The following is a 23,330-nucleotide window of genomic DNA, read 5'->3' as shown; positions in this document are numbered from 1 at the left end:
ATGGATCGACGTTTTTATTGCAGATAGCTTTCGAAAGACGTAAACCTACACCGCCACACACATCGGCGTGCCTGAGATTGGGTCGTTAAATACTCTCGCTTGTAAATCAAACACCGATGCCAACATACCTTCTGTCAGTACCTCTTGCGGTGTTCCCTGCGTGACTAACTGACCTTTTTCCAACACCACCAAATGATCGCAGTAACGGCACGCTTGGTTTAGATCGTGCAGCACTACCACCACTGTTTTGCCTTTGTCGTTCATCTGCCTCATGAGTTTCATCAGCTCAACTTGGTGAGAGAGATCCAAGTAAGTGGTTGGCTCATCAAGCATCACTACGTCGGTATCTTGCGCCATTACCATCGCAATCCACGCCCTTTGTCTTTGGCCACCAGACAACGATTCAACTGGCTTGTCAGCAAACTCAATCACGCCAGTATCTTGCATTGCTTGCTCGACCAAGGCTTTGTCTTGTTGACTTAACCTGCCCCAATGAGAGAGATAAGGCGAGCGGCCATATTCGACCAGTTTTCTGACGGTAATACCTTCAGGACTGACAAGAATCTGCGGCAGCAAAGACAACGAACGCGCCAAGCGTTTATCACCGTAGCTGCTTAGTGGTTTGTCGTCATACAACACTTGGCCAGAAGCAGGTTTATTGATGCGTACCAAGGTTTTTAATAGTGTCGATTTACCGCAACCATTTGGACCAACTAGTGCGGTAATTTTACCTTGAGGAATCGACAAAGAGAGATCTGGAATGATGGTCTGTTTGCCGTACGCGACGGATAAGTTCTGCGTTCGTAACATGCTTACCAACCTCTGTAACGATACAAAAGAAAAATGAAATATGGTGCGCCAATAACAGATGTTAGCACTCCCGCTGGTAGCTCAATTGGCGGCTGTAAGCCTCTCGCTAAACCATCGGCGCAAATCACCAACAAAGCGCCAAGGGTTGCAGCGGCTGGAATCAACAACTTGTGGTTGTGGCCAAACAGCAAACGCGCAAGATGCGGCGCAAGCAGGCCAACAAAGCTGATCGTGCCTGCCACAGACACACTGATGCTCGCCAATAGCACGGCAGCAATCAGCGCAAGAATTTGGATCTGTCTTGGTTTCGTGCCAAGTGTAGTGGCGCTTTCTTCTCCCAGTCCCATAACATCTAGCCGCCAAGCCAGCCAAAACGCCAATGGCAGTAGCAGCAATAAAGCACTCCAAATAAACGGCACTTGTTGCCAGTTTCGTCCCCACAAACTGCCGGTTAGCCATACCATCGCCGTGTTGATTTCAATAGGGTGCACAATCAGAAGAAAATCGATACCGCTGGCTAAAAATGCGCTGACAGCAACACCAATCAGCGCCAAACGTGCTGGTGTTGGTTTCGACCAGTAAGCCAGCACAGCAATAAAGCCAGCAGCAAGCAAGCCTCCCGCCATGGCGACCATCGGCAACATTGCCACTGGCGCATTCGGATACAGCACCAAACAAGCGGTAGCCGCCAGTCCTGCTCCGGCGCTTATCCCCATTAAATCTGGTGAGGCAAGTGGATTACGGATGACGCCTTGAACTAAAACGCCTGACAGCCCCAACCCAGCGCCCACGCCAATGGCGAGCAACATTCTCGGTAATCGATATTGGTGAATCACAAAGTCCGAGTCAGAGAAAGAAAACAGTAATGCAAAAACCTGTTGAGCCGACATGTTCGCCGCGCCAACAAACAGCGTGAGAGAAGACGTAATCAGCAACAATCCAACTAATGCAAACAGTTTGGTTTGATTCATCATGATGATTTCCTCATTGCAATCGCGATAAAGCAAGGTGTGCCCAACAGCGCGGTAATCACGCCCACTGGCGTTTCAGCCGGAAAAGCAATCGCGCGTGATAAAGCATCTGACCACGTCACTAATGTCGCGCCACACAAGGCGGAAACCGGAATGAGAATGTGATAGTTGTGACCAACAATCGGGCGCACCAAGTGCGGCACTAACAACCCGACAAAGCCAATTGGCCCAGCAATCGCTACGCTAGTTCCTGCCAACAGCACAACCGATAAACCACTGATAAATCGCGTAAGACGAATGTTACCACCTAGCCCAACAGCAACTTCGTCCCCCAACGCGAGTAAATTTAAGTTTCGCGCTAAGCCCATGGCGAGCACCAAACCTAAAGTCGCAAAAGGCCACAGTTGCTGCCACTGCTCAGAATCTACCGCAGAGAGTGAACCCGTTAACCAATGCAACACGCTGTAAGCCATGTCATCCGCCAAAATTACCGACGCACGAGTTAACCCTATCAGCAACGCACTGATGGCAATGCCCGCTAGCACTAAGCGCAATGGGTGAGAACGCGCGGAGAAAAAACCGCCCAACAACATGACCGCACCACCACTTAGTAGCGCGCCGAATACCGCGTTGATGATTGGGTTCAATTGACTAAAGAATGGTACGCCGATGGACGCCAAGGCCATAAAACAAGCCGCACCAGCATTAATGCCGAGAATGGATGGCGACGCCAAAGGGTTACGAGTCAATCCTTGCATCAGCACTCCGGATACCGCAAGCGAAGCGCCAATTAATAACCCAGCATAGGTACGAGGCGCACGCAGCGTCGCGAGGATTTGATGCAGCATATTGCCCTCATCAAACGCAAACCAATAGCTTGTCAGATCATTAACGCTCAAAGAAAAGTTGGACCAGCCAATCATTGAGGCTGCATAGCCTGAGAGCGTACACAAGGCCATAGCACAGACAAACAAGCTCGCTTTCCAATGCGATTTGCTAACCGAAGACGCGCTTTCCGAGCTTATCGCCGCACTCATGAGCGCTCCAATAACGCTTCAAGATTGCGGGCAATTTCTTCCGCAGCCAACATGCCGCGATTTAACGACCACAGTTCAGGAGAGACCTCAACAAGTTGCTGTTTTTTCGCCGCAGTTAGCAGCTTAAATAATGGGTTTTTGCGCCACTCATCCACAATATTTGGTTGAGAGTAAAGTCCAACTAGTAACCAATCAGGGTTGGTTTTTAGTAAAAGTTCGAAACTGGTTGGGATATACGCTTTTTGCTCAGATGGAGCCAGCGGGCTTTGGATGCCCAGCGTACTCAAAACGCCCCCAGCGTAAGAAACCGGGCTATGCAGCCACATCCCTTTGTCAGAAACCACACCAAACTGAATGGTTTCTTGTGTCGCAAAATGCTGTTTGAACTCCGCCATTGTCTGTTTGTGCTGCTCAATTCGTTGTGTCATTTTCGCTTGTTTGCCAATTGCCACGCCGATTTTGTGTGCGGATTCAAGATTTTCTTGATATGTCTCACCACGGCTTTTTAACAGCAAAGTTGGCGCAATTCGCTGCAAATCTTGATAAATCGCACGATGACGTTCTGCATCAGCAATGATCAAATCCGGCTTGAGCACCGCAATCGCCTCTAAACTCGGTTGCGAGCGCATGCCGACCGATTGCCAAGGCTCAACCTTGGCACGAACAGCAGGAATGACTCGTGTGGCCTCGTTGTCATCGGCGACGCCTACAGGTGAGACATCGACTGCCGCTAATGCATCGACAAACGAAAATTCTAAAACCACAATACGTTGAGGTATCGCTTCTAGCTCAAAAGTGCCTTGCTCATCTTGCACGCTGCGCACCTGAGAAAATGCGCTAAATGACATCAAAGCTGAGCTCAGTAGCATCAGCAAAACGGTTGAAAAGTGTTTGATCGTAAATTGCTTTTTATTTTTCATCTTGCTTTTTTCCAGTGCTAAGAGTTTTCCAGTACCTAAGATCGGCAAAGTCGCCAAGGTAAATTGGCGACTTTTCTTTTCAAACTCGGTGAACGAAACTCTTAAAACTGATAATTCAGATCCAGTGTGTAAGAGCGTCCCGGAGCTGGGTACCGACCAACTGGGCTTGTATCAATCCCGCGGAAGTAATACTCCTCGTCAAACAAGTTGTTCACCGCAACATTCATGCGTAACTTGCCTTTGTCGTCTTTGTATAAATCCGTGCCTAAGTTGAAGTTCCACACCATGTAAGACGGCACTTTGCCCATTGCACCTGTTGCGTCTTCGTCACTAGTGTTGGCGTTATCAGTATACGAATCACTGAAGTAGAAGCCCGATAGCGTGGTGTCCATGCCGTAAAATGCGTAGGTTGCATCCCAACCAAGCTGATGCTTAGAGGTGTAAGGCAGTTGATTACCTTTATTCTCGCCCTCTTCTTCAAGCGTAGCGTCTAGATAGTTGTAGCTTGCGCCTAAACTCAGTGCAGGTAGTGCTTCAGGCACGTAACGAGCAGAAAGCTCTATGCCTTGGTGAAGTGTTTTTCCGATGTTATCGAAGGTCTGCGTTGAGCTTTGCCATTGCAATTGATCCTCAAAGTCGATGCGATAAAGTGCAGCGTTAAAGCTGGTCGCATCTTGGGTGTAACGCGCGCCGACTTCGTAGTTCCAAGCCAGTTCGCTACCTTCTTCACCCAAACCTCGGATGTAGGCAATTTGTGGCGCACGAAGTGATTTTTGCGCGTTCGCATACGTCACCCACTGGTCAGTTAAGTTGTATGCCACCGTCAAACCTGGCAACCATTCCGTCACGGTGTTGTCTGCCGTTTGTTTTTTACCACGATCGGTAAACGTCATTCGAACCGACTCAACACGCAACCCAGGCGTTACCTTCAATGTATCATTGAACAAACCAATTTCGTTGCTAACGTATCCAGCAAACGCGTCCGTATCTAGATGCCAATCACGCGGAACGCTGGTTGCACCACCGGCGATTGGAGTCTGAGTGAGTTTGTAGTCAATGTCTTCATTAACATAACGGGTACCCACGATCCAGTTTTGAGTAACGGATTTACCTTCGCCAAAGTACATCGCCATTTTTGGCTCTATACCATACACGGTAAATTCACGTGGAGAGGTACGAACGTCCGTCGCTGGCAGAGCCGGATCCGCCCAATGGCCACCCGCGCTGTTAAAGCCCCACTTGAAAAGACGCTCTGACTTATGGCCAAACGTTAGCACTTCTAGCTCGGCACTGTCGGCAAATGGCAAATCGTGAATGTACTTAACACTCCAGCGCGTCGACTTACCTTCATAATCATCGTAAGGACGTTTCGATTGGTGACGATCTTGCTCGTAATCTTGTGGCGAAAGTGCGCCCGGCATTTGCGTTTCAGCATCGTAACGTTGCAGGAATGCTTGAATCTCTTGAGTGTCACTCAGTAGCCACTGTGCTTTGGCTTGGAAGTTCTTCACGTCCGTATCGGAATGTTCACGGAAGCTTTCACCTTTTAGGAAGTTACCTTCCAACTGTAGTGCAAATGTGTCGCTTAACCAGCCGCCCGTGCGTAGGTAAAAATCATTCAGCGGCGCATCACCGCCATCAAACACGGTAAGGCGGTTACTGATTTCAGTTTGCCACGTGTGTGGAATCGGTTTGGTCACTAAGTTGATCACACCACCGACGTTGTTTGGGCCGTACTGTACTGCGGCACCACCGCGTACAATGTCAATACGATCAAGCATCGACAGTGTTGCTGGGAAGATAGACTGACCAGTGTGACCATATGGCGCAAGTGTTAGCGGTACACCATCCATCAAGAACTGAGCATGACCACTACGGCTTGCTTTCAAACCACGTACGGAAATGTTAGGCAATACGCCCGTTCCGCTTTCATCCTGAACTTTAATACCCGGCACGCGCTGCAGCGCGTTATCAATCGAGCCTGCGGCGGTTTTCTCGATTTGATCGCGGGTAATGACGGTACGAGCACCTGGGTACTCTTTGACGTCTTCAATTTCAGATTTACCAATCACGCTACCAGTGACAACGACGGTTTCCATCGCGGTAGTTTGTTCTTTTTTAGCAGGAGCGGCAACCGCGCTCATGGATGTGGCAGAAGCGATTGCAATCGCAAGCACACTGTAAGTGGTAGACAAACCAGCACGTACACGCACTTTACCATCCAAATTCTGGTAAGACATTAAGATCTCCTTTGCGAGAAATTGAGCCTCGGGCAGAATACATCCCGTAGGCTCTCGGGGCTAAACATCCTCAATATGAGGAAAAAATTGGCTAACAGGCGCTAACTACGCACAAAAAGCCTAAAACTGATATCCGTAGCTGAGCATAAACTCGGCTGGTGCGCCGTAGCCAATCTGGTTTAAGCCAGACGTGCCGTTTGTTGCGCCAAGAATGTATTTCTCATCCAAAATGTTGTAAGCGTTCGCTTGGATTTTATGACGACCAGTGGTGTACGCCGCCATCAAATCCACCGTTGTGTAATCGCCAAGTGCGACAGCTTCGTCGTTACCTGCGTAACGGTCGCCCACGTACTTCACACCACCGCCTAAACGCCAGTTGTCATTCAATTGGTAAGTGCTCCAAAGAGAGAACAAGTGGTCTGATACATCGTTCGGCTTTTTGCCTGTGGCTTTGTCTTCCGCGTCCAAGTAGCTGTAACCCACAGAGATGTCCCACTGTTTGGTGATTTGACCGCGAGCCTCTAATTCAATACCTTGGTGACGCACTTCAATTTTATCGATCACATCGCCGTCCACGTTAGTTTGTGGTTGCTCTTGATCAATCTGGAACAGTGCCGCATTCAACATTAATGCGTTATCCAAAAGGTACGCTTTCGCACCCACCTCTTTTAAGTCGGTGTGGAAGAATTCCGCCAATTTTGGATTGATGTAGATACCAGCGTACGGTAACTGCCAAGAGCGCGCTAAACTGGCGTATACGGATGTGTCGGAATTGATGCGGTATACCAAACCAGCACGGTAGCTGACTTTGTCATCATCCAATTTTTCCTTATCTGAGCCCGCTTTTTGTTGTTCGAGCTCCATCGAGTCGTAACGCACGTTACCGATCAAAGAAAGGTCGCCCCACGTATAGACGTCTTGCACATACAAACCTGTCGTGGTGGTGGTATTGTCACGAAATGGCTTAAAGCCCGGATCAGGCGTTGGACCAACGACTGGGTCGTAGATATTTTGCAGAGGAAGCGTTTTGTCACTTGCCAACGTTAGGTCGATATCGATCTGGTTGAAATCTGCACCCACCATCAATTGATTGTCCCTGGTTTCCCAAACCAACTCAGATTGTAAAGTGGTCGTAGTACGTGGATCGTAACCAAAGTTGTTAACGGTTTGAGACACTTCATTACCCGTCACTTTGCCCTGACGCGTGCCTTTTTGCTCAAGTTCGATATGGTTGAACGCCGCTCGGTTGTTCCATACCCATTGATCATTCAGACGCCATTCGTAATCCACCGCAATACGGAGACTGTCTGACTCCTGATAGTCGTTTGTGCCGCCAAAGTAAGTGCTTACTGGCAAATCAACTGGCTTGCCATTTTTTGATGGCACACCACGATACGGCACTAGTTCTTGATGGGCGTATTCCACGTCAATATCAATGGTGTGACCTTCCGCTGGTAACACACGAATGGTCGGTGCAATGAAGAAATCGTTTGAATCAACATGATCAACGTACGAGTCGGCTTGACGGTATTCCAAGTTAATACGCCCGTTGACCTTATCTGTAAACGCCATTGAGCTGTCGACCTGACCAACATACTGGTTGTTGCTGCCTACACTACCGTTTACGTGAGTAAAATTCTCACCGTTAGCGCGTTTCGTCACCAAGTTGATGATGCCCCCAGCCGAACCACGGCCATACAAAGCACCCGCAGGGCCTTTCACAATTTCAACGCGTTCAACGTTCGCTAAGCTGCGGTAAGACTGCAACGTACCGTCATCTCGCAAGCCATCACGGTACATATCGTTGAGTGAATCAAAACCACGTATCATGAACTGATCGCGGCTGCCTTCGCCCAAGGTGTTATTGACCCCGGCTACCCCATCTAGCGCATCCACTAAGCGCACCGCGCCTCGGTCTTGCATTTCTGTTTTCGTTACTACGGATACCGCTTGTGGCACATCAAGCCATTCCACATCGGTTTTGGTGCCTGATTGAGGCATGTGTTCAGCATAACCTTCGTACTGATGCCCGAAGACTTGAATCGTTTCAGTTGCTGATGAGGTTGAGTTCGTCTCTTCTGAAGCCACTGCGCTTGGTGCTACTAGTGAAGAACCAATCGCGACCGCCAAGGGGGTCAGGGTCAATAATTTATTCATTCCATAATTCCGTTTAGTTGTTATAAAGCCAACGGATGGAAATAAGAACAAATATTATTTCTATTTGCAATATTAATTTTATGCTCTATATTTATTTACCCTAAAAACACAACTAACAACAAAAAAAACCAAACATCATAACAATAAACACTAAAACTTCTGCCCTCCGTCTCGCGAGAGGCACATTGGAAGACGACCGTGAGCGACTTTATCAACGTTAGAAGAAAATGTTAGAAAATTAGGAAAGCTCATGAAATCTACGATGATTATCGTAAGTCATGTCGTTAACGATGCAGTCACTCACGGCTTCGTGCCTGCAGCTAAAGCGATGGACCTTCACGTCGTTCTTATCACCGACCATAAGCTCAGCCATTTAGAGCTGGCGAGTCGTGATAGTCACTTTAATCCGGATACCATTCTAGAATGTGATGTCTTCAACCCATTAGAACTCATCGAAACCATCACGGAGCATGAATTAAAGCCAGACGCTATTTTTAGCAATAGTGATCACTTACAAACTTCCACCGCCATCTGCGCGCAATTTTTTGGCCTCCCATCCAAAGATTGGTCTGTCACGTTAAAGGCCAAAAACAAACACTTAACTCGACAAGTGTTAAATGAAAAAGCCCTACCCAACACACAAAGCTGTTTGCTGCACCGCCATTCGAATGCGGCATTAGGCATGGCCTTCCCTGTCGTAGCAAAACCCAAAGAAGGCGTGGCAAGTTTAGATGTACAGCGCTGTGACTCCCAAAGCGAGCTCGATGCTTACTGCGAGGCGTTTTGGCAAAAGCACCCAAACGCCGCCATTCTGGTGGAGCAGTTTCTTCAAGGACCGTTGGTTACGCTCGAAACTTTAGGAGACGGTAACCAACTTATCGCCGTGGGCGGTTTTGATGTGTCGCTCTCTGAGCCGCCTTACTTTATCGAAACCGCCGCAGACTGGAACGGACCAAACGGCATTGCTCACCGAGAAGCTTGCTTGGCTCAACTGAAAGCGTTCGGCGTTGGTTTTGGAGTTTGCCACAGCGAATTTATCATCACGGAAAACGGCCCGGTTCTGGTGGAAATTAACTACCGCAGTATTGGAGATGGCCGCGAATTCTTGCTCAACAATCTCGCTCACTTCGGCTGGTTTAGCACGATTTTGGGTCTGCATCTGGGTCGAAGATTGGACGGCGATTACCAAATTCATGGGTCAGCGCACGTGCACTACGTAGTTGCGGGACACAGTGGTGTGATTGACGGAGGTTCGACGTCGTTCATCCAACACGATGACGATATCATCACCCAGCAACAGGTACTAAAAACCGCTGGAGAACACTTCCAACAGAGTTATTCCAATAAGGATTATCTCGCCCGAATTTCGATTGTCTCACCATCAGGGCGAAACCTCGACCAAGCGCTGCAGAACGCGCTTAGCAATTTCGATCTCGCTCCGACTCGTGAGGTGGCAGCATGAATGACAACGCTTTGTATCTAACGCAACGATTGATCGACACTTGCTTGCGCGAAGACATGTTTGGCATTTTGTCGAAGGCCAAGTTCAGTAGCGACGCGCCAAAAGGGGTAATTGTTCCTCAAGACGAGCAAGTCTGGCTGATATTTGCCAACTCTGATTTCACGTTGTATTTACCCGTTGCGCCAACGTATTACATGCAGCACTGGCGCTACGGTCACTCCAATGACGAAACACCACAAGGTTGGTGGGTGGAGAAAAATGGTCAAGTCGAACATCAGCAGCATTATCAAGAGTGGATTGCGCTACTAACGACACTGGCGCATGAGAGCTCTCACGAATTGTTGGCGGGGTATCTTCAAGAACTGGAATGTGCAGAGAAACACAAAGCGCTGTGTGACCAAGCGTTTCATCATCACGCAGACCACATTTCTCAACCAATATCCAAGCTTGGCTCTTGGCATCAAAAACTGCTGCTTGCCGACCAGATCGCTTCTTACCTTGACCACCCGTACTATCCAACTGCGCGTGCGAAGTTTGGTCTGAGCGATGAAGACCTTGCTAAGTACGCGCCCGAGTTCGCACAAAGCTTTGCTCTGCATTGGATTGCGATTGAAAAATCACTGGTGACATTAACCAGCGAACAACCTGATTGCTGGCCAACCATGGAGCAAGTTGGGCTTCCTGCTGATTTTGCACTTAGCCACGTTCTGTTCCCTGCGCATCCGCTCACCCTGCGATCTTTAGAAGCCTTACCCGAAGGTGTGATAGAAGCGCCTTTAACGTATCTAGACGTGACGCCGACGCTTTCCGTTCGTACTGTGGTCGTCAACGAGGCACCGCACATTCACATCAAGGTTCCGCTGATCATGCGATCGCTAGGCACGAAAAATATTCGCTTAATCAAGCCTTCAACACTGTATGACGGCCACTGGTTTGAACGCCTACTCAGCCACCTTGAACAAACGGACGCCGACTTAAACAGTCGCTTGTTCCATTGCAACGAAAAACACGGTGGACACATCGGCGATGATAAAACCTTCGCGTACATCGTACGTGAGTACCCACTTACTCATTGCGAAGACAAAGCGTTAGTTCCGGTTGCAGCACTAGCAAGCCCAATGCCTGACGACCGCTTGTTCTTAGAACATTTGGCAGAACATTACTATCAACAAGATACGCTGGCGTGGTTCCAAGATTACGTCGATCTATTATGCCAAGTGCACCTCACCTTGTGGCTTCGTTATGGCATCGCATTGGAGTCCAACCAGCAAAACGCCATCGTTGCATTTGATCAACAGGGCAGAATGACGCTCGCGATGAAAGACAACGACGCGGCGCGAGTTTGGCCAGAGCGCTTCCGCTTTGCAACAGACCATGCTGCCGAAAAACACGGCGCAAAAACAATTCCAGTGGATTGCGATGAACTGCTCGACCAACGCATCAAAGTCGACAATGAATTGGCGCTCGGTCAGATGTTTACCACCATCACACTGCAACTGGATATCGCAGCGATTGTAGAATCTATGGCAGCGAAGGGCATTGCCTCTTCAGCATCGCTTTACGCCATCGTGGCCAAAAGCATTGCAGAGCAACTCAACCGATTGGAAGGCGAAGGGTTAGAGACAAAACTGGCACGCGAGTTACTGCAAGAGGCGCCTGATTTGTACGCCAAGTACTTGTTGAGCTCTGGCAGTTTGCTCTCGAAAGAAGCCTCCGGCGCGAGTGACATCAATAAGTTCTATGGTTTGTCGGCTCCGAACTTCTTGCTGCTTTCTAACGAAGAAGCGCAACGCGCCTACTTAGAAGCCATCAAAAAAAGCGTACGTTAAACGATTATGACCAAACTCATCTACAGTGTGTTGTTGTGCCACTTTATCGCTGCGTTTGCCGCGTTAGGTATGCCGCTATTTCTACCCGTCGTGTTGCCAACGTTAGGCGCAAGCATTGATGCGGACTGGGCAGGGGTATTGTTTATCCTACCTACGTTTTGTACTGCGTTGGCGGCGCGATTTTGGGGCAACTTTGCCGATCGCTACGGTCGCCGCCTCTCACTCTTGCGTGCGCAACTTGGCCTTGCAGCAGGGTTTGCGCTGTGCGGCTTGGCAGACAACCTCGCCATGTTTGTGTTTGGTCTTATTGTTCAAGGAACCTTTGGCGGCACCATGGCCGCCTCGAACAGCTACTTATCTAGTCAAATTAAAGAAGCCAAAACACTCGGCAAGTCACTCAATAAAACCCAACTATCTGCTCGCTTGGCGCTGATCGTTGCGCCCATTGGGCTCGGCTGGAGCTTGTCAGAGACCAACCCGCTCAACGCGTACCTGTGGTTATGCGTTTTGCCTTTAATTGCTATGGGCATCACGCTAACACTGCCAGCGGATAAACCCGCCGACCAAAACCTCGAAAAGCCAAACTCAGAACCTCAGCAAGAAAAACCGGTTGCACAGAAAAACGCAATGCATGCCATTCGTTGGATCTTCTTTGCTCAATTCGGGTTTGCGTTTTCTATGGTGGTGACCTTTCCTTACTTCTCGCCGTTTGTGCAGCAATATGGCATCACTAACCACGCATGGATCGGTTTTTTGTACGCACTGCCGCATGGCGTCTATCTGTTGCTGGCAGGAAAAATTCACGTGTTGTCAGATGGGTTGAATCGCCATCAACCGCTGCGCACGTTATGGCTTGGGTTTGCATTGCTTGCCGTGAGCTCTGCCTTGCATTTGATTGCGTCCGAAACCGCACTCATTGCTGCGAGAATTATCTTCGGCATCGCGATGGTGTGTTGTTATCACGGATTGCATCAGCATCTTGCGAGCAATCTGGATCGCAAACTCAGTGGCAAAGTATTTTCTCGCTTTGATGCCATGTCCAAATGGGGTGGCGTGGCAGCGGGATTTTGCGCTTCTTTCATTTCTAGCTTGGGGCTACTTGAGGTTCCTTTCCTACTTTCTGCGATAGTCAGCGTAATCACCTTGATCGCGCTGGTTCTCCACTCAAAATTTGGAAATCAACATGTTACAAACTCAATCCTCTCAGACTAGCGAGTTGCGCGCACATGAGGTGCAGCTCAACCGTGAGAAAGCCCAACTCAACACGATAATGGGTGTTCTTAATTGTTACTTACGTGAATTTGCGCTACCGAATCAACAAGTGGAATGGCACTACCAATCGACATCTCTACCCCAAACGTTAAAACGCAACTATCCCGCTAAACAGCGGATAGCCGTTCATCTTTCTCAACAAAATGGCGTGCTGGTTTTGCCGATTCACTACGCGAGCAAACTGGGCAAAATCAAATTGGCAGAACTGCCTTGGGCGAAAATGCCGGGATCTGGTTGGGCGAAATTGGATGCCACGCAAACTCTTACGCTTTTGCTTAACTATCTCAAGCAGGTATTGGCGATCCCGTTTAACCATGAGCTGATCGAACAACTAGAAAATAGCGTGCTGGTTACCGAGCAGTTTCTCAACGTCGCGCCCAAATCGCATCACAACGAATTTATCGCTTCGGAACAATCTCTGATTTGGGGGCATACTTTCCATCCGACCCCGAAAAGTCGTTCGGGCGTCACCATGGATGATCTCTTGGCGTTTTCTCCAGAAGTCGGCGCGCAAGTCCCGTTGTACTGGTTTGAAGTGGATACGTACTTACTTGATGTGCTGAGTTCCGACGGAGAAGCTAACCCTGCGCAGCGCATGCTACAACGGCTCGCGCCACAACACGCCACCAGCAATGGGAAGACCCTCTACCCTTGTCATCCTTGGGAAAGCTACACCATTTTGAGTAACCCAAGCGTGAAGCGCGCCATTGAACAAGGCAAGATCACGCCACTGGGTTTAGGTGGTGAAAAGATGCAGCCGACCTCTTCAGTTCGTACCCTCTACCACCCTGACATGGACTGGTTTGCGAAATTCTCCATCAACGTACGATTAACCAATTGCGTGCGCAAAAACGCGTGGTACGAACTCGACAGCGCCGTGCAACTCACGTCGATTCTCAAACCAATTAGAGAAAACGAACAGCTGCACAACCCCGTATTTAAAGTGATGACAGAGCCTTACGCCACCACGTTGAATCTAGAAAGTGTCGCTGAGCACAACTGGGACGACAACACCAAAGCACGCGAATCGTTTGGGATTTTGTATCGCGAAAATTTCTCGCTGAGCGAAGTCGACATCTTGAAACCAACCCTCGCTGGCGCTCTGTTTGCTTACGATAATAACGGCAACAGTCGCATTGCTCAACGCCTTAAAAACAAAGCGCGTACTACGCAAAATCGCTATTCCGACATCGCGACACTTTGGTTTGAACGCTATTTGCATTGCCTGATCCCGGGCGTATTTAATTACTACTTCAAACACGGGGTGGCGTTTGAGCCGCATTTGCAAAACACCCTGATTGGCTTTGAGCAAGAGATGCCGTGTTGTGTTTGGATTCGTGATTTGGAAGGCACTAAATTACTGCCGGAGTTCTGGCCAGCAGAAACATTAACTGACTTGTCTGAACGCGCACGACAATCGGTTTACTACAGTCGCGAACAAGGCTGGAATCGCATCGGATACTGCACCTTTATCAACAACATCAGCGAAGCGATTTTCTTCATCGCAGAAGGTGATGAGCCACTAGAGCAAACGCTGTGGAATGCGGTGCAAAGTGCCATTGTGCATTGGCAATCAGTGAATGGAAAACAACCGGAACTAGAAACGTTGCTAAATGGCGGTCACTTCCCAAGCAAAAATAATTTCACCACGCGTTTGATGCAAAAAGCCGATAAGGAGTCGGGCTATACCCAAGTCGCCGCGCCTTGGCAGCAACACGAAAAAGGATCGCAACATGTCTAATTCACTCTCTCTACCGACACACGTTTGCCAACAAGTTCACACGCTCGCACGGCAGCAAAGTCAACCCTTGTGCGCGTACGTGTATGACCTAAGCGCCTTAGAAGAACACATCAAACAACTGCGTCACGTTTTGCCGAAAAATGTCGAGCTATTTTACGCAGCTAAAGCCAATCCATCGGGCCCGATTCTCAAAACGCTCGCGCCGTATGTCGATGGTTTTGAAGCGGCATCTGGCGGGGAGTTGGCACACCTCCACCAGCAACAACTCGATAAACCATTGATCTTCGGTGGCCCAGGAAAAATGCCAAGTGAATTGCAACAAGCGATTGAACTTGATGTCGATGCGATTCACGTCGAAAGCCTCACTGAGCTGCAACGCATTGGTGCGCTAACCGAGCGCCTCAACCGCCCTGCTTCGATCTTTTTGCGTATGAACATCGATATTGGCGACATCACGCTCAGCAAGTTGGCAATGGGCGGCAAGCCGACTCCGTTTGGCTTGGACGAGTCCGAACTGAGCAATGCTTTGATGTTGCTGCGCGATTTCCCGCAAGTGTCACTCAAAGGCTTCCATTTTCACTTGATGTCGCATCAGCTTGATGTTGAACGCCACTTAGCGTTAATGCAGCGCTATTTCCAAGTCGTGAAGGCGTGGCAGCAGGAGTTCGAACTCGGTGAGCTAATGATCAACTTGGGCGGCGGCATGGGCATTAACTACCAAAACCCTGAGCAACACTTTCCGTGGATGGAGTTTTGCGACAAGTTGGAATTCCTCATCGCCAAAGAGCAAGCGCAAGACTGGACACTGCGTTTTGAATGCGGACGTTTCATCACGGCGGCATGCGGTTATTACGTGATGGAAGTACTGGATATTAAGCAAAATCTTGGCGAAAACTTTGTCATCGCACGCGGGGGAACTCACCACTTCCGCACGCCAGCAGCGCAGAGTCATGACCATCCATTCGTCATCCTGAAAAGCGAGCAACACCATGAGATTTCTCACCCAATTCAGCATGCACAAGCGACCTTTGTCGGCCAGCTTTGTACGCCCAAAGATGTGCTGGCACGCAATCAACACGTCGCCCATGTCGATATTGGTGATTATGTTGTGTTTACCTTAGCAGGCGCCTATGCGTGGAACATCTCCCATCAAAACTTCTTGATGCATGAACCGCCGATCTTTCACTATTTTTAAACGGCATACTTCGCTTCATTCAAGCCCCAATCATTGGGGCTTTTTTATTCTTCAACATAACAAGCAGCCCTAATACTGCACCCTACTTCGCCGCCGCGTGGGTTAAATTGCCCAGCACGCCGCTGATTTTGTTCAATACCTCGTCACAGCCTTCAATATGATGGCGCTGCTTTAAATACATCGGATCGTTGTAAGCTAACCACGTTTTGCCTTCAGCATCTTCATACACCAACACTTTTTGGGGTAAATCGAGCGCCACCTCCTGCGCACAGATCATCAGTGGTGTGCCCACTTTAGGGTTTCCAAACACGATAACTTCAGTTGGTCGCAACGTCATATCGACTTTCGTGGCATTCTCTTGATGGTTAATGCGCGCAAAGACGTTCAACCCTTTTTCTTGCGCGATAGCGACAAATTTATCCGCCGTATCTTTTGCTGAATGTGTGCTCGCAACGGTTACCACGCCCTCACCAGCCAACGCACTCAATGACGTCAACGCCACGACCAACCCGATGATTACTTTTTTCATTTGTCGTCCCTTCCTCTCTCTGAGTCGAAAACTAGATATAGAAAAACCAAGTGTAGGAAAACTATAGAAGTCAGATTCCGCTATCGCGAATTGCACTCTACCCACTCAAGAGTCGACCGTGTAACACGGATAAATTGATTCAGATTAATAAAGCATTAACTAGCCGAGCATCAAAAGCGTGAAATACGTAACATTTGCAGCCTATTTTAGTAAGAAAGAGAAAAGTAGTGACACGCGATCAATTTGAGTTATTAGCACCCGGTGGTGATTTAGATTCCATCAAAGCCGCCATTGCCGCTGGCGCCGATGCAATTTACTGTGGGCTCGACCGCTTCAATGCTCGTAACCGAGCGACCAACCTCACCTTAGATAACTTAAATGGCGTGTTAACGTTGGCCCATCAGCACAGCTGTAAGATTTTCCTAACGTTGAATGTGCTGATTTTAGAAAGTGAAATTCCAGCGATTGTTCGCTTGCTCAGCCAACTGAACACCACCAAAATCGATGGCGTGATCGTACAAGATCTCGGTCTGGCCTACATTCTCAAACATCACTTTCCCGATTTGGATGTGCACGCTTCAACGCAACTGAACACGCATAACGAAGGCCAAATCCTCTTTCTCAACCAGCTCACCGCAAGCCGAGTAAACTTATCTCGCGAACTTAACATCAGTGAGATAAAACATCTGGCGCAATTTGGTCGCGAGCACAACGTAATGATGGAAGTGTTTGTCCACGGCTCATACTGCATCGGATTCTCCGGAATTTGCTACATCAGTTCCGCTCGCAATGGCGCATCAGGTAACCGTGGACGCTGTAGCCAACCTTGTCGCGAACAGTACGAAACGACCAAAACAGGCAACAACTACCCACTCAATATGAAAGACAACTCCGCCTTTGGGGACTTGGAAGCGCTTGCCGATGCTGGCGTGTATTCATTAAAAGTGGAAGGGCGAATCAAGAAATCGCACTACGTCTATACCGTGGTCGACAATTGGCGCCAGCAAATCGATCGCTTGTGCGAGGGTTTGGAACTCTCTGAAGACACCACAGAGTTATACACGGTGTTCAACCGTGATTTCTCCAACGCATTTTTGCAAGGTGATTTCGGCAAGGCGATGTACATCGACAACCCGCGCGACCATGCTGTAAAGCATTTTTCGAAGGTTTACCAATGCCAGTCTGCTGATGATGTACAAGCGGTGAAAAAGAAACTCTACGATGACAAAACCGCGATCATTGAGAAAGTGGCAGAGCAAACTAAGTCGTTCGATGTCACTTCAACACAAGTATCCGGCAGCAGCTTGAAAGGGTCGATTGATGTGCCAACTCTGCCAACGTTACCTCAACCAGAACCTCGCCAAGGTGCGCCAAAATTATCGGTTCTGATCTCGTCAGCACAAGAAGCCATGCTGTGCGAATACCACGACGTTGATGTTTACTATCAATTGCCAATGGGATTGTCTGGTGAACTGAGCGCGATGATTGAATTGTTCCAAGCCAACCCAATGCTCAAACCTTGGTTCCCAGCCATTTTGATTGGCGAAGACTACCACGCCGCGCGCGTATTTTTGGAAACCATCCAACCTGAGTTGTTGATCACCAACAACTCAGGTGTCGGCATGATCGCAAAAGAGCTCGGCTTAGGCTGGGTGGCAGGCCCACAACTGAACACGGTGAACTCATACGCGTTTAAATGCCTTCAAGACGAGTTCGCGGCAAGTGGCGCGTTTGTTTCTAACGAGCTGAATATGAAGCAGGTGCGTCACATAAAGCGTCCGAAAAACATGCGCAGCTTCTACAGCATTTATCACCCGAACACTCTACTCACGAGCCGCCAATGTTTGTTTCAACAAACCGAAGGATGCCGTAAGGTGAAGGTCAACAAAAGTTGTTTGAAACGCTGTGATAAACGCACGTCTATCATCAACTTAAAAGACAATCCTTACTTGGTGCAAAAACAAAAAGGCAGCCACAATTCAATCTACAGCGAGCACAACATCTTAAACCTGCAAGTGCTGCACGATCTGCCGCAATTGTTTACCGATGTGTTGATCGATCTGCGTGATATCCAGACCGAAACGAAAGTCTCAGCAAGCAAACCTGAGTTGATTGACGCGTTCTTAGCTCTACTTGAAGAACACAGCGAACAAACCGTCCAAACGCTGAATGCCATGATTCAACCAACAGCCAACGCGCAGTATTTAAAGGGGTTGTAGGAGTTACTTGAAAGTCAAACAACGCATCGACTCTCAACATATCTTGAACACACACAGTGCACTGACTACAATAGCGCACTTTTTACGGAATTTAGGTCACACAAAATGACAGACACAGCTAAACCAGCTCTACCAGATCGCCTAGCGGGTAACCCACGTAGCCCATTCTTCATCAAAGAATGCTTCGAGCACCAAATCGGTATTCGTATCAACGGCCAAGAGCGTACTGACGTAGAAGAATACTGCATCAGCGAAGGTTGGGTAAAAATTGCTTCTCCTAAAGCAAAAGACCGTTTCGGTAACCCAATGCTAATCAAACTTAAAGGCGAAGTTGAAGCGTACTACGTGTAAGCTGACCACGCTGAATGTATTTGAAAGCTCGAGTTTGACTCGGGCTTTTTTAATGCCTGTCATATCCCTCCTCATTTAATCTCTTCCCTCTTCTTTTCAGTACAAGTTATTAAGAAATCGATGTAAATCGCTGTTTTTATCTGATTGTTGTCTAAAGTTTCTAGAGAACTAACTGCAATAGTGATTGCCAAAAGAAACGACACCTTTTGAATACAGGGAGAGGAAATGGAAAGCCCACTTGTCACACTCAAACGAGCTAGCAAAAGCTTTGTCGATGGCAAAGAGACACATCGCGTGTTGGAAGGCGTCGACTTCACGTTGAACACAGGAGCGAGTGTTGCGCTGACGGGCGCAAGTGGCAGCGGCAAAAGTACTTTACTCAACGTCATCGCTGGCTTTGAGCCACTTTCCGAAGGTGAGTTGTGGTTAGATGGTGATAACACGGCGGCTTGGAAAGACCCACAATGGAGCCGATTTCGACACCAAAAACTCGGTGTTATCTTCCAGCAATTCAACCTATTAACGCCGCTCAACGTGCAGCAAAACATCGCCTTCCCTCTGAATTTGAATCAACAGAAATGGAATGACTGGTGCGACTATTTGGTCGAGACTCTAGGCATCAGCCAACTGCTCGATAGACATGTTTCTTCCCTATCCGGCGGCCAACAGCAACGAGTCGCTATTGCACGTGCATTAGCACACAAACCTAAACTGCTACTTGCTGATGAACCCACAGGTAACCTCGACCAAAAAGCCGGCTTGGAAGTGATGAAATTACTGAGTGAAATCACCACCCAAGGCAATACGGCGGTACTACTGGTGACACACAGCCCTGAATGTGCCGGGTTTATGCAAACCCAGTTACGCTTAAAAGATGGGCGTTTGGAAAATAGTCAGTTGCATGGCGGTCATCACCAAAACAAGCATGAGCTTCGCCATGAAGCAAGCTAAGCTCCAAAATACCAGATTCACGCATACTCGACTCGCCCTGAATCTGTTTGCGGCGCACTATCGGCAGGCACCACTGCAAGCCGCCGCGATTCTGATCGGTATCGTGTTGGCGGTGACCTTATTTGTTGCGGTGCAAGCCATCAACCTTAATGCCAAGCGCAGTTATGCGGAGTCTACCGAGCAGCTTAGCGCACAAGCTCAGAACTTAATTATTCCACCAGCAGGGCAAAACTATCTGCCCGAGTCGCTCTACTTCACCCTTAGACAAAACGGACTCAGCGCAGCGCTACCTGTAATCGAAGGGCGAGTGAGAGATGAACAAGGTCGACGTTGGTCAGTACAAGGCAGCGAGTTGATTGCTGCCATCTCTTCGCGTTCTCGGTATTCTGCAAACGGAAAGTCATCAGAAAACCAACAAAACGTGTCTTTGTTCGACAGTGCTTTACCTTTACCTGAGCTTTTAGCTGGCGAGCCAATCGTGATGATGAGTCAATCTCAACATCAAAACTTAGGAGAGGTAGAAACCCTAACTCTGGACGACATTCCAACCCAAGTGGTGGTGCTACCCGACGAATGGCAGTTAGGTAGCCGAATGTTGATGGACATTGGCTTTGCCCAGCAACTGCTCAATAAACAAGGACAGCTCAGTTACATTGCGGTTTTCCACTCGGGTGATAAAGGGAATAAAGACACGCAAGCAAATTGGCAGAAGCTGATTGGCGATCAAGGGCAATGGATTGCCAACAATCAAAGCACAGACCTTGGCTCGCTGACCGACAGCTTTCACCTCAATCTCACCGCAATGAGCTTACTTGCCTTTTTAGTCGGGCTGTTCATTGCCTACAACGGCGTAAAATACAGTTTGCTGAAACGCAATCGTCTGTTAGTACAAATCCAACAGGCAGGTGTTGCGCCGAGCATTGTGTTCTCTGCGCTGTTAGTTGAACTCTCTCTTCTCGTTACCATCGGTGCTTCCCTCGGTTTTGTATTGGGCATGCAGCTCAGCCATTGGTTGCATCCGACCGTAGCACTGACTCTAGAACAACTTTATGGTGCGACACTGCTGCCCGGCACTTGGCAATGGCAATGGTGGGCGCAAGCGCTGCTGCTCACGTTAGCCGCAACCCTATTGGCGTGTTGGCAGCACTTTAAACAGCGAGTGCGCCAGCCGCTTTCCTCTCATGGTGGATTTTATCAAGCACCTGAAGCTTCTAACGAAAACCAATTGTTCGTGATAGGTGCTGCGTTGACGGCTCTCGCACTCGCAGGGTTATGGTTGAGTGAGCATCACCGCTTCACCATGGCGTGGCTCGGTGTGCTTGTGGTGTCGATTCCTTTGTATCTACCCAAAACACTCAGCGTGTTAGCCAATTGGTGTGAAAAACGCACCACTTCCGGTTTGATGCAGTATCTGTTTGCAGAGCTGCGCGAGCTGATTTCTCCGCTTTCTCTCGCCATGATGGCACTGCTACTCGCCGTTACTGCCAATATGGGGATGAACACGCTAGTTGGTAGCTTCGAGTCCACCCTAAAACAGTGGTTAGAACAAAGACTGCACGCCGATATTTACGTCAGCCCTGCCCAAGGAGAAATCGCTGATGTAGAGCGCGCGTTAGGACAGTTCGACAAGGTTGAGACCGTCTACAAGCAATACTACGTCGACGATAATCTGCAAGGCTTACCGATTTTGCTTGGCACCAAAGACAAAGACACCTTAGAGCAAACCATGGTGTTCAAATCGCATTTGGAGAACTTCTGGCCACGCTTTTACCAAGGTGAGTTAGTCGCTATCAGTGAGCCAACCGCGGTCAAACTGGGTTTATCACTGGGTAGCGAGCTCACGCTTGATGCCGTTCCAAATAAGAACCTACTTGTGGGTGCGGTATTCCATGATTACGGCTCACCTAACGGTGAAGTCTTATTAGCACCAAATCTATGGCAAGAGAGCGGATTTACCGACTTGCCAACAAGCCTTGGCATTAAAGTCTCGGGGGACCCACAAATCGTCTACGAGCAACTGCGCGAGCAATTGAATCTGCATCCAAGTCAGCTCTACGATCAGGCGCAAATCAAATCCATCGCTTTGGATATATTCTCGCAAACCTTCGCCATTACGCGTGCGCTCAATGGCGTGACGTTGATGGTCGCGGTGATTGGTTTGTTCAGTGCTTGTTTCATGTTACTCGACGCGCGTAAAGCCGCCATTGCAAGGCTGTATGCACTTGGCGTTAGTCGTCGTAAATTAATGACCATGGTGGTCGGACAGATCGTCGCTTTGGTCAGTTTTACTCTGGTTATCGCCCTGCCCCTCGGAGCCATGGTGGGTTACGTACTGACAGACATCGTCACCTTGCGCGCTTTTGGTTGGAGCTTAAATTACCTGTGGAATTGGAGTGACGCCCTCAGCATTGCGGCAATCACCATCTTGGTAGCGGTGATTGCAACCTTGATTCCGCTGTGGCGATTGGTCAGCAAGCCTGTCGTATCCAGTTTGCAAAGCGAGGTGTTGTGATGGTTCGATTAGCAAGCAAACTTGCTCTACTCATAAGCAGCTTATTCCTGTTTGGTTGTGAAGATACGCAGCAACAAAATATGGGCACGTTGCTGGGCAGTGGAGATACGCAAAGCGAGAGCAACCTATTCACACCCGTACAAAAAGGGAATGAACTCACCTTCCCGGCAGACCATCAAGCGCACCCGAATTTTCGTCATGAATGGTGGTACTTAACCGCTAACTTAATTGATGAAGATGGCAACCCACTTGGCGTCCAGTGGACACAATTTCGCTTTGCTGCTGCGCCGCCGCCACCACCGCCAAGGGGCGAAGATGACGTGAAGAAAACCGAGTGGCAAACTCAGCAAATCTACATGGCGCACAGCGCAGTGACGACCGCAGACAAACACTACGCTGATGAAAAATGGTCACGCGCTCAAGCCTCTCTCGCAGGCGTCGACACTTCACCATTTCGGGTTTATCTCGATGATTGGCAGTGGATCTCTTCAACCAACGACCTCTTCCCTGCAACATTGAAGGCGAACTCCGAACAGTTTGGCTATTCGCTCACTCTTACCAGCACTGCGCCTTATCAAAAGCAAGGCGAGCAAGGTTACAGCACCAAAAGTGCCGATGGACGGGTGGCTTCGTATTACTACAGCCAACCATTTATTGATGTCTCCGGTGAAGTCACGATCGACGGCGAAATCCATCAAGTGTCGGGCAAAGGTTGGATAGACCGAGAGTGGAGCTCGCAATTCTTACTCGACTCACAACAAGGCTGGGACTGGTTTGCCCTAAGGTTGAGTGACGAAACCAGCTTGGTGGTGTTCCAATTGCGAGATTCCAAAACCGGAGCAGCCAGTTACTCCAGCGCAAGGCTGATGCAGCAAGATGGTTCTGGCATCGCTATCCCACAAAAAGCCATTCAGTTAGAGGCAACCAATCAAACAGAAATCCAAGGGCGAAAGTATCCAACCCAGTGGCAAGTGTCGATTCCAAATCAGCAAATCGAGCTTACCGTTTCTGCTCTCAACCCGAACGCGAAAATGCCGCTTTCCGTGCCTTATTGGGAAGGCCCAGTACATATTGAGGGCTCTCATTCTGGGACAGGTTATATGGAACTCACTGGCTACTGAGCACAAAAATTTC

Annotated in this window: 17 protein-coding genes; 10 read left to right on the top strand and 7 right to left on the bottom strand. The window is 48.9% G+C overall.

What is annotated here, in order from left to right:
- Positions 1-45: 45 nt before the first annotated feature.
- The 6 genes from fecE to R7P72_RS04995 form a co-directional block, all read right to left on the bottom strand.
- Positions 46-810: a Fe(3+) dicitrate ABC transporter ATP-binding protein FecE gene (gene fecE / locus R7P72_RS05020; RefSeq protein ID WP_005374717.1), complete on the bottom strand. Its 765-nt coding sequence runs from the start codon at positions 808-810 to the stop codon at positions 46-48.
- 2 nt (positions 811-812) lie between these two features.
- Entirely contained in the window at positions 813-1,784 is a 972-nt protein-coding gene (locus tag R7P72_RS05015; RefSeq protein WP_005374716.1) for a FecCD family ABC transporter permease, read from the bottom strand.
- Positions 1,781-2,740 (bottom strand): FecCD family ABC transporter permease, encoded by a 960-nt coding sequence (locus R7P72_RS05010; RefSeq protein ID WP_374042414.1) that lies wholly within the window; start codon positions 2,738-2,740, stop codon positions 1,781-1,783. The genes R7P72_RS05015 and R7P72_RS05010 overlap by 4 nt, the downstream gene beginning before the upstream one ends.
- A gap of 74 nt (positions 2,741-2,814) precedes the next feature.
- Positions 2,815-3,738: a Fe(3+) dicitrate ABC transporter substrate-binding protein FecB gene (locus tag R7P72_RS05005; RefSeq protein ID WP_031778868.1), complete on the bottom strand. Its 924-nt coding sequence runs from the start codon at positions 3,736-3,738 to the stop codon at positions 2,815-2,817.
- Between the two features lie 101 nt (positions 3,739-3,839).
- Complete coding sequence (gene pvuA / locus R7P72_RS05000) at positions 3,840-5,978, bottom strand: TonB-dependent siderophore vibrioferrin receptor PvuA (RefSeq protein WP_318110387.1); 2,139 nt, start codon at positions 5,976-5,978, stop codon at positions 3,840-3,842.
- A gap of 120 nt (positions 5,979-6,098) precedes the next feature.
- Positions 6,099-8,135, bottom strand: a complete 2,037-nt coding sequence (locus R7P72_RS04995; RefSeq protein ID WP_005374708.1) for a TonB-dependent receptor — start codon at positions 8,133-8,135, stop codon at positions 6,099-6,101.
- Positions 8,136-8,385: 250 nt separating this feature from the next.
- On the opposite strand from R7P72_RS04995, the gene R7P72_RS04990 reads away from it, so the two are divergent.
- The 5 genes from R7P72_RS04990 to R7P72_RS04970 are packed head-to-tail and all read left to right on the top strand — an operon-like array spanning position 8,386 to position 15,634.
- Positions 8,386-9,597 carry an acetyl-CoA carboxylase biotin carboxylase subunit family protein gene (locus R7P72_RS04990; protein ID WP_005374706.1) on the top strand — a complete coding sequence of 404 codons (1,212 nt, stop codon included), beginning with the start codon at positions 8,386-8,388 and terminating at the stop codon, positions 9,595-9,597.
- The gene (locus R7P72_RS04985) at positions 9,594-11,426 is read left to right on the top strand and encodes a siderophore biosynthesis protein PsvB (protein WP_005374704.1); all 1,833 of its coding nucleotides are present in this window, start codon (positions 9,594-9,596) and stop codon (positions 11,424-11,426) included. The genes R7P72_RS04990 and R7P72_RS04985 overlap by 4 nt, the downstream gene beginning before the upstream one ends.
- A gap of 6 nt (positions 11,427-11,432) precedes the next feature.
- On the top strand, positions 11,433-12,638 hold the full coding sequence (locus R7P72_RS04980) for an MFS transporter (RefSeq protein ID WP_005374702.1): 1,206 nt from the start codon (positions 11,433-11,435) through the stop codon (positions 12,636-12,638).
- A complete protein-coding gene (locus R7P72_RS04975) occupies positions 12,610-14,439 on the top strand; it encodes a siderophore biosynthesis protein PvsD (protein WP_005374700.1) in 1,830 nt (609 codons plus the stop codon). The genes R7P72_RS04980 and R7P72_RS04975 overlap by 29 nt, the downstream gene beginning before the upstream one ends.
- The gene (locus R7P72_RS04970) at positions 14,432-15,634 is read left to right on the top strand and encodes a type III PLP-dependent enzyme (protein ID WP_054576551.1); all 1,203 of its coding nucleotides are present in this window, start codon (positions 14,432-14,434) and stop codon (positions 15,632-15,634) included. The genes R7P72_RS04975 and R7P72_RS04970 overlap by 8 nt, the downstream gene beginning before the upstream one ends.
- A gap of 82 nt (positions 15,635-15,716) precedes the next feature.
- On the opposite strand, the gene R7P72_RS04965 is transcribed toward R7P72_RS04970, so the two are convergent.
- Positions 15,717-16,163 carry a DUF302 domain-containing protein gene (locus tag R7P72_RS04965; RefSeq protein WP_017634511.1) on the bottom strand — a complete coding sequence of 149 codons (447 nt, stop codon included), beginning with the start codon at positions 16,161-16,163 and terminating at the stop codon, positions 15,717-15,719.
- A gap of 227 nt (positions 16,164-16,390) precedes the next feature.
- Between R7P72_RS04965 and R7P72_RS04960 the strand changes: the two genes are divergently transcribed.
- The 5 genes from R7P72_RS04960 to R7P72_RS04940 all read left to right on the top strand — a co-directional run bounded on the left by R7P72_RS04960 (position 16,391) and on the right by R7P72_RS04940 (position 23,317).
- On the top strand, positions 16,391-18,382 hold the full coding sequence (locus tag R7P72_RS04960; protein WP_005374691.1) for a U32 family peptidase: 1,992 nt from the start codon (positions 16,391-16,393) through the stop codon (positions 18,380-18,382).
- A 105-nt stretch (positions 18,383-18,487) separates the two neighbouring features.
- Positions 18,488-18,733 (top strand): DUF3297 family protein, encoded by a 246-nt coding sequence (locus R7P72_RS04955; protein ID WP_005374689.1) that lies wholly within the window; start codon positions 18,488-18,490, stop codon positions 18,731-18,733.
- Positions 18,734-18,958: 225 nt separating this feature from the next.
- The gene (locus tag R7P72_RS04950) at positions 18,959-19,684 is read left to right on the top strand and encodes an ABC transporter ATP-binding protein (RefSeq protein WP_005374684.1); all 726 of its coding nucleotides are present in this window, start codon (positions 18,959-18,961) and stop codon (positions 19,682-19,684) included.
- Positions 19,671-22,196: an ABC transporter permease gene (locus R7P72_RS04945; protein ID WP_213906966.1), complete on the top strand. Its 2,526-nt coding sequence runs from the start codon at positions 19,671-19,673 to the stop codon at positions 22,194-22,196. The genes R7P72_RS04950 and R7P72_RS04945 overlap by 14 nt, the downstream gene beginning before the upstream one ends.
- The gene (locus tag R7P72_RS04940; protein ID WP_213906967.1) at positions 22,196-23,317 is read left to right on the top strand and encodes a lipocalin-like domain-containing protein; all 1,122 of its coding nucleotides are present in this window, start codon (positions 22,196-22,198) and stop codon (positions 23,315-23,317) included. The genes R7P72_RS04945 and R7P72_RS04940 overlap by 1 nt, the downstream gene beginning before the upstream one ends.
- Positions 23,318-23,330 lie beyond the last annotated feature (13 nt).

Source organism: Vibrio sp. Vb0888, from assembly GCF_033338835.1.
Taxonomy (GTDB): Bacteria; Pseudomonadota; Gammaproteobacteria; order Enterobacterales; family Vibrionaceae; genus Vibrio; species Vibrio alginolyticus.
Note: the sequence above shows the minus strand (reverse complement) of the source record. Positions and strands in the feature narration are given on the sequence as shown.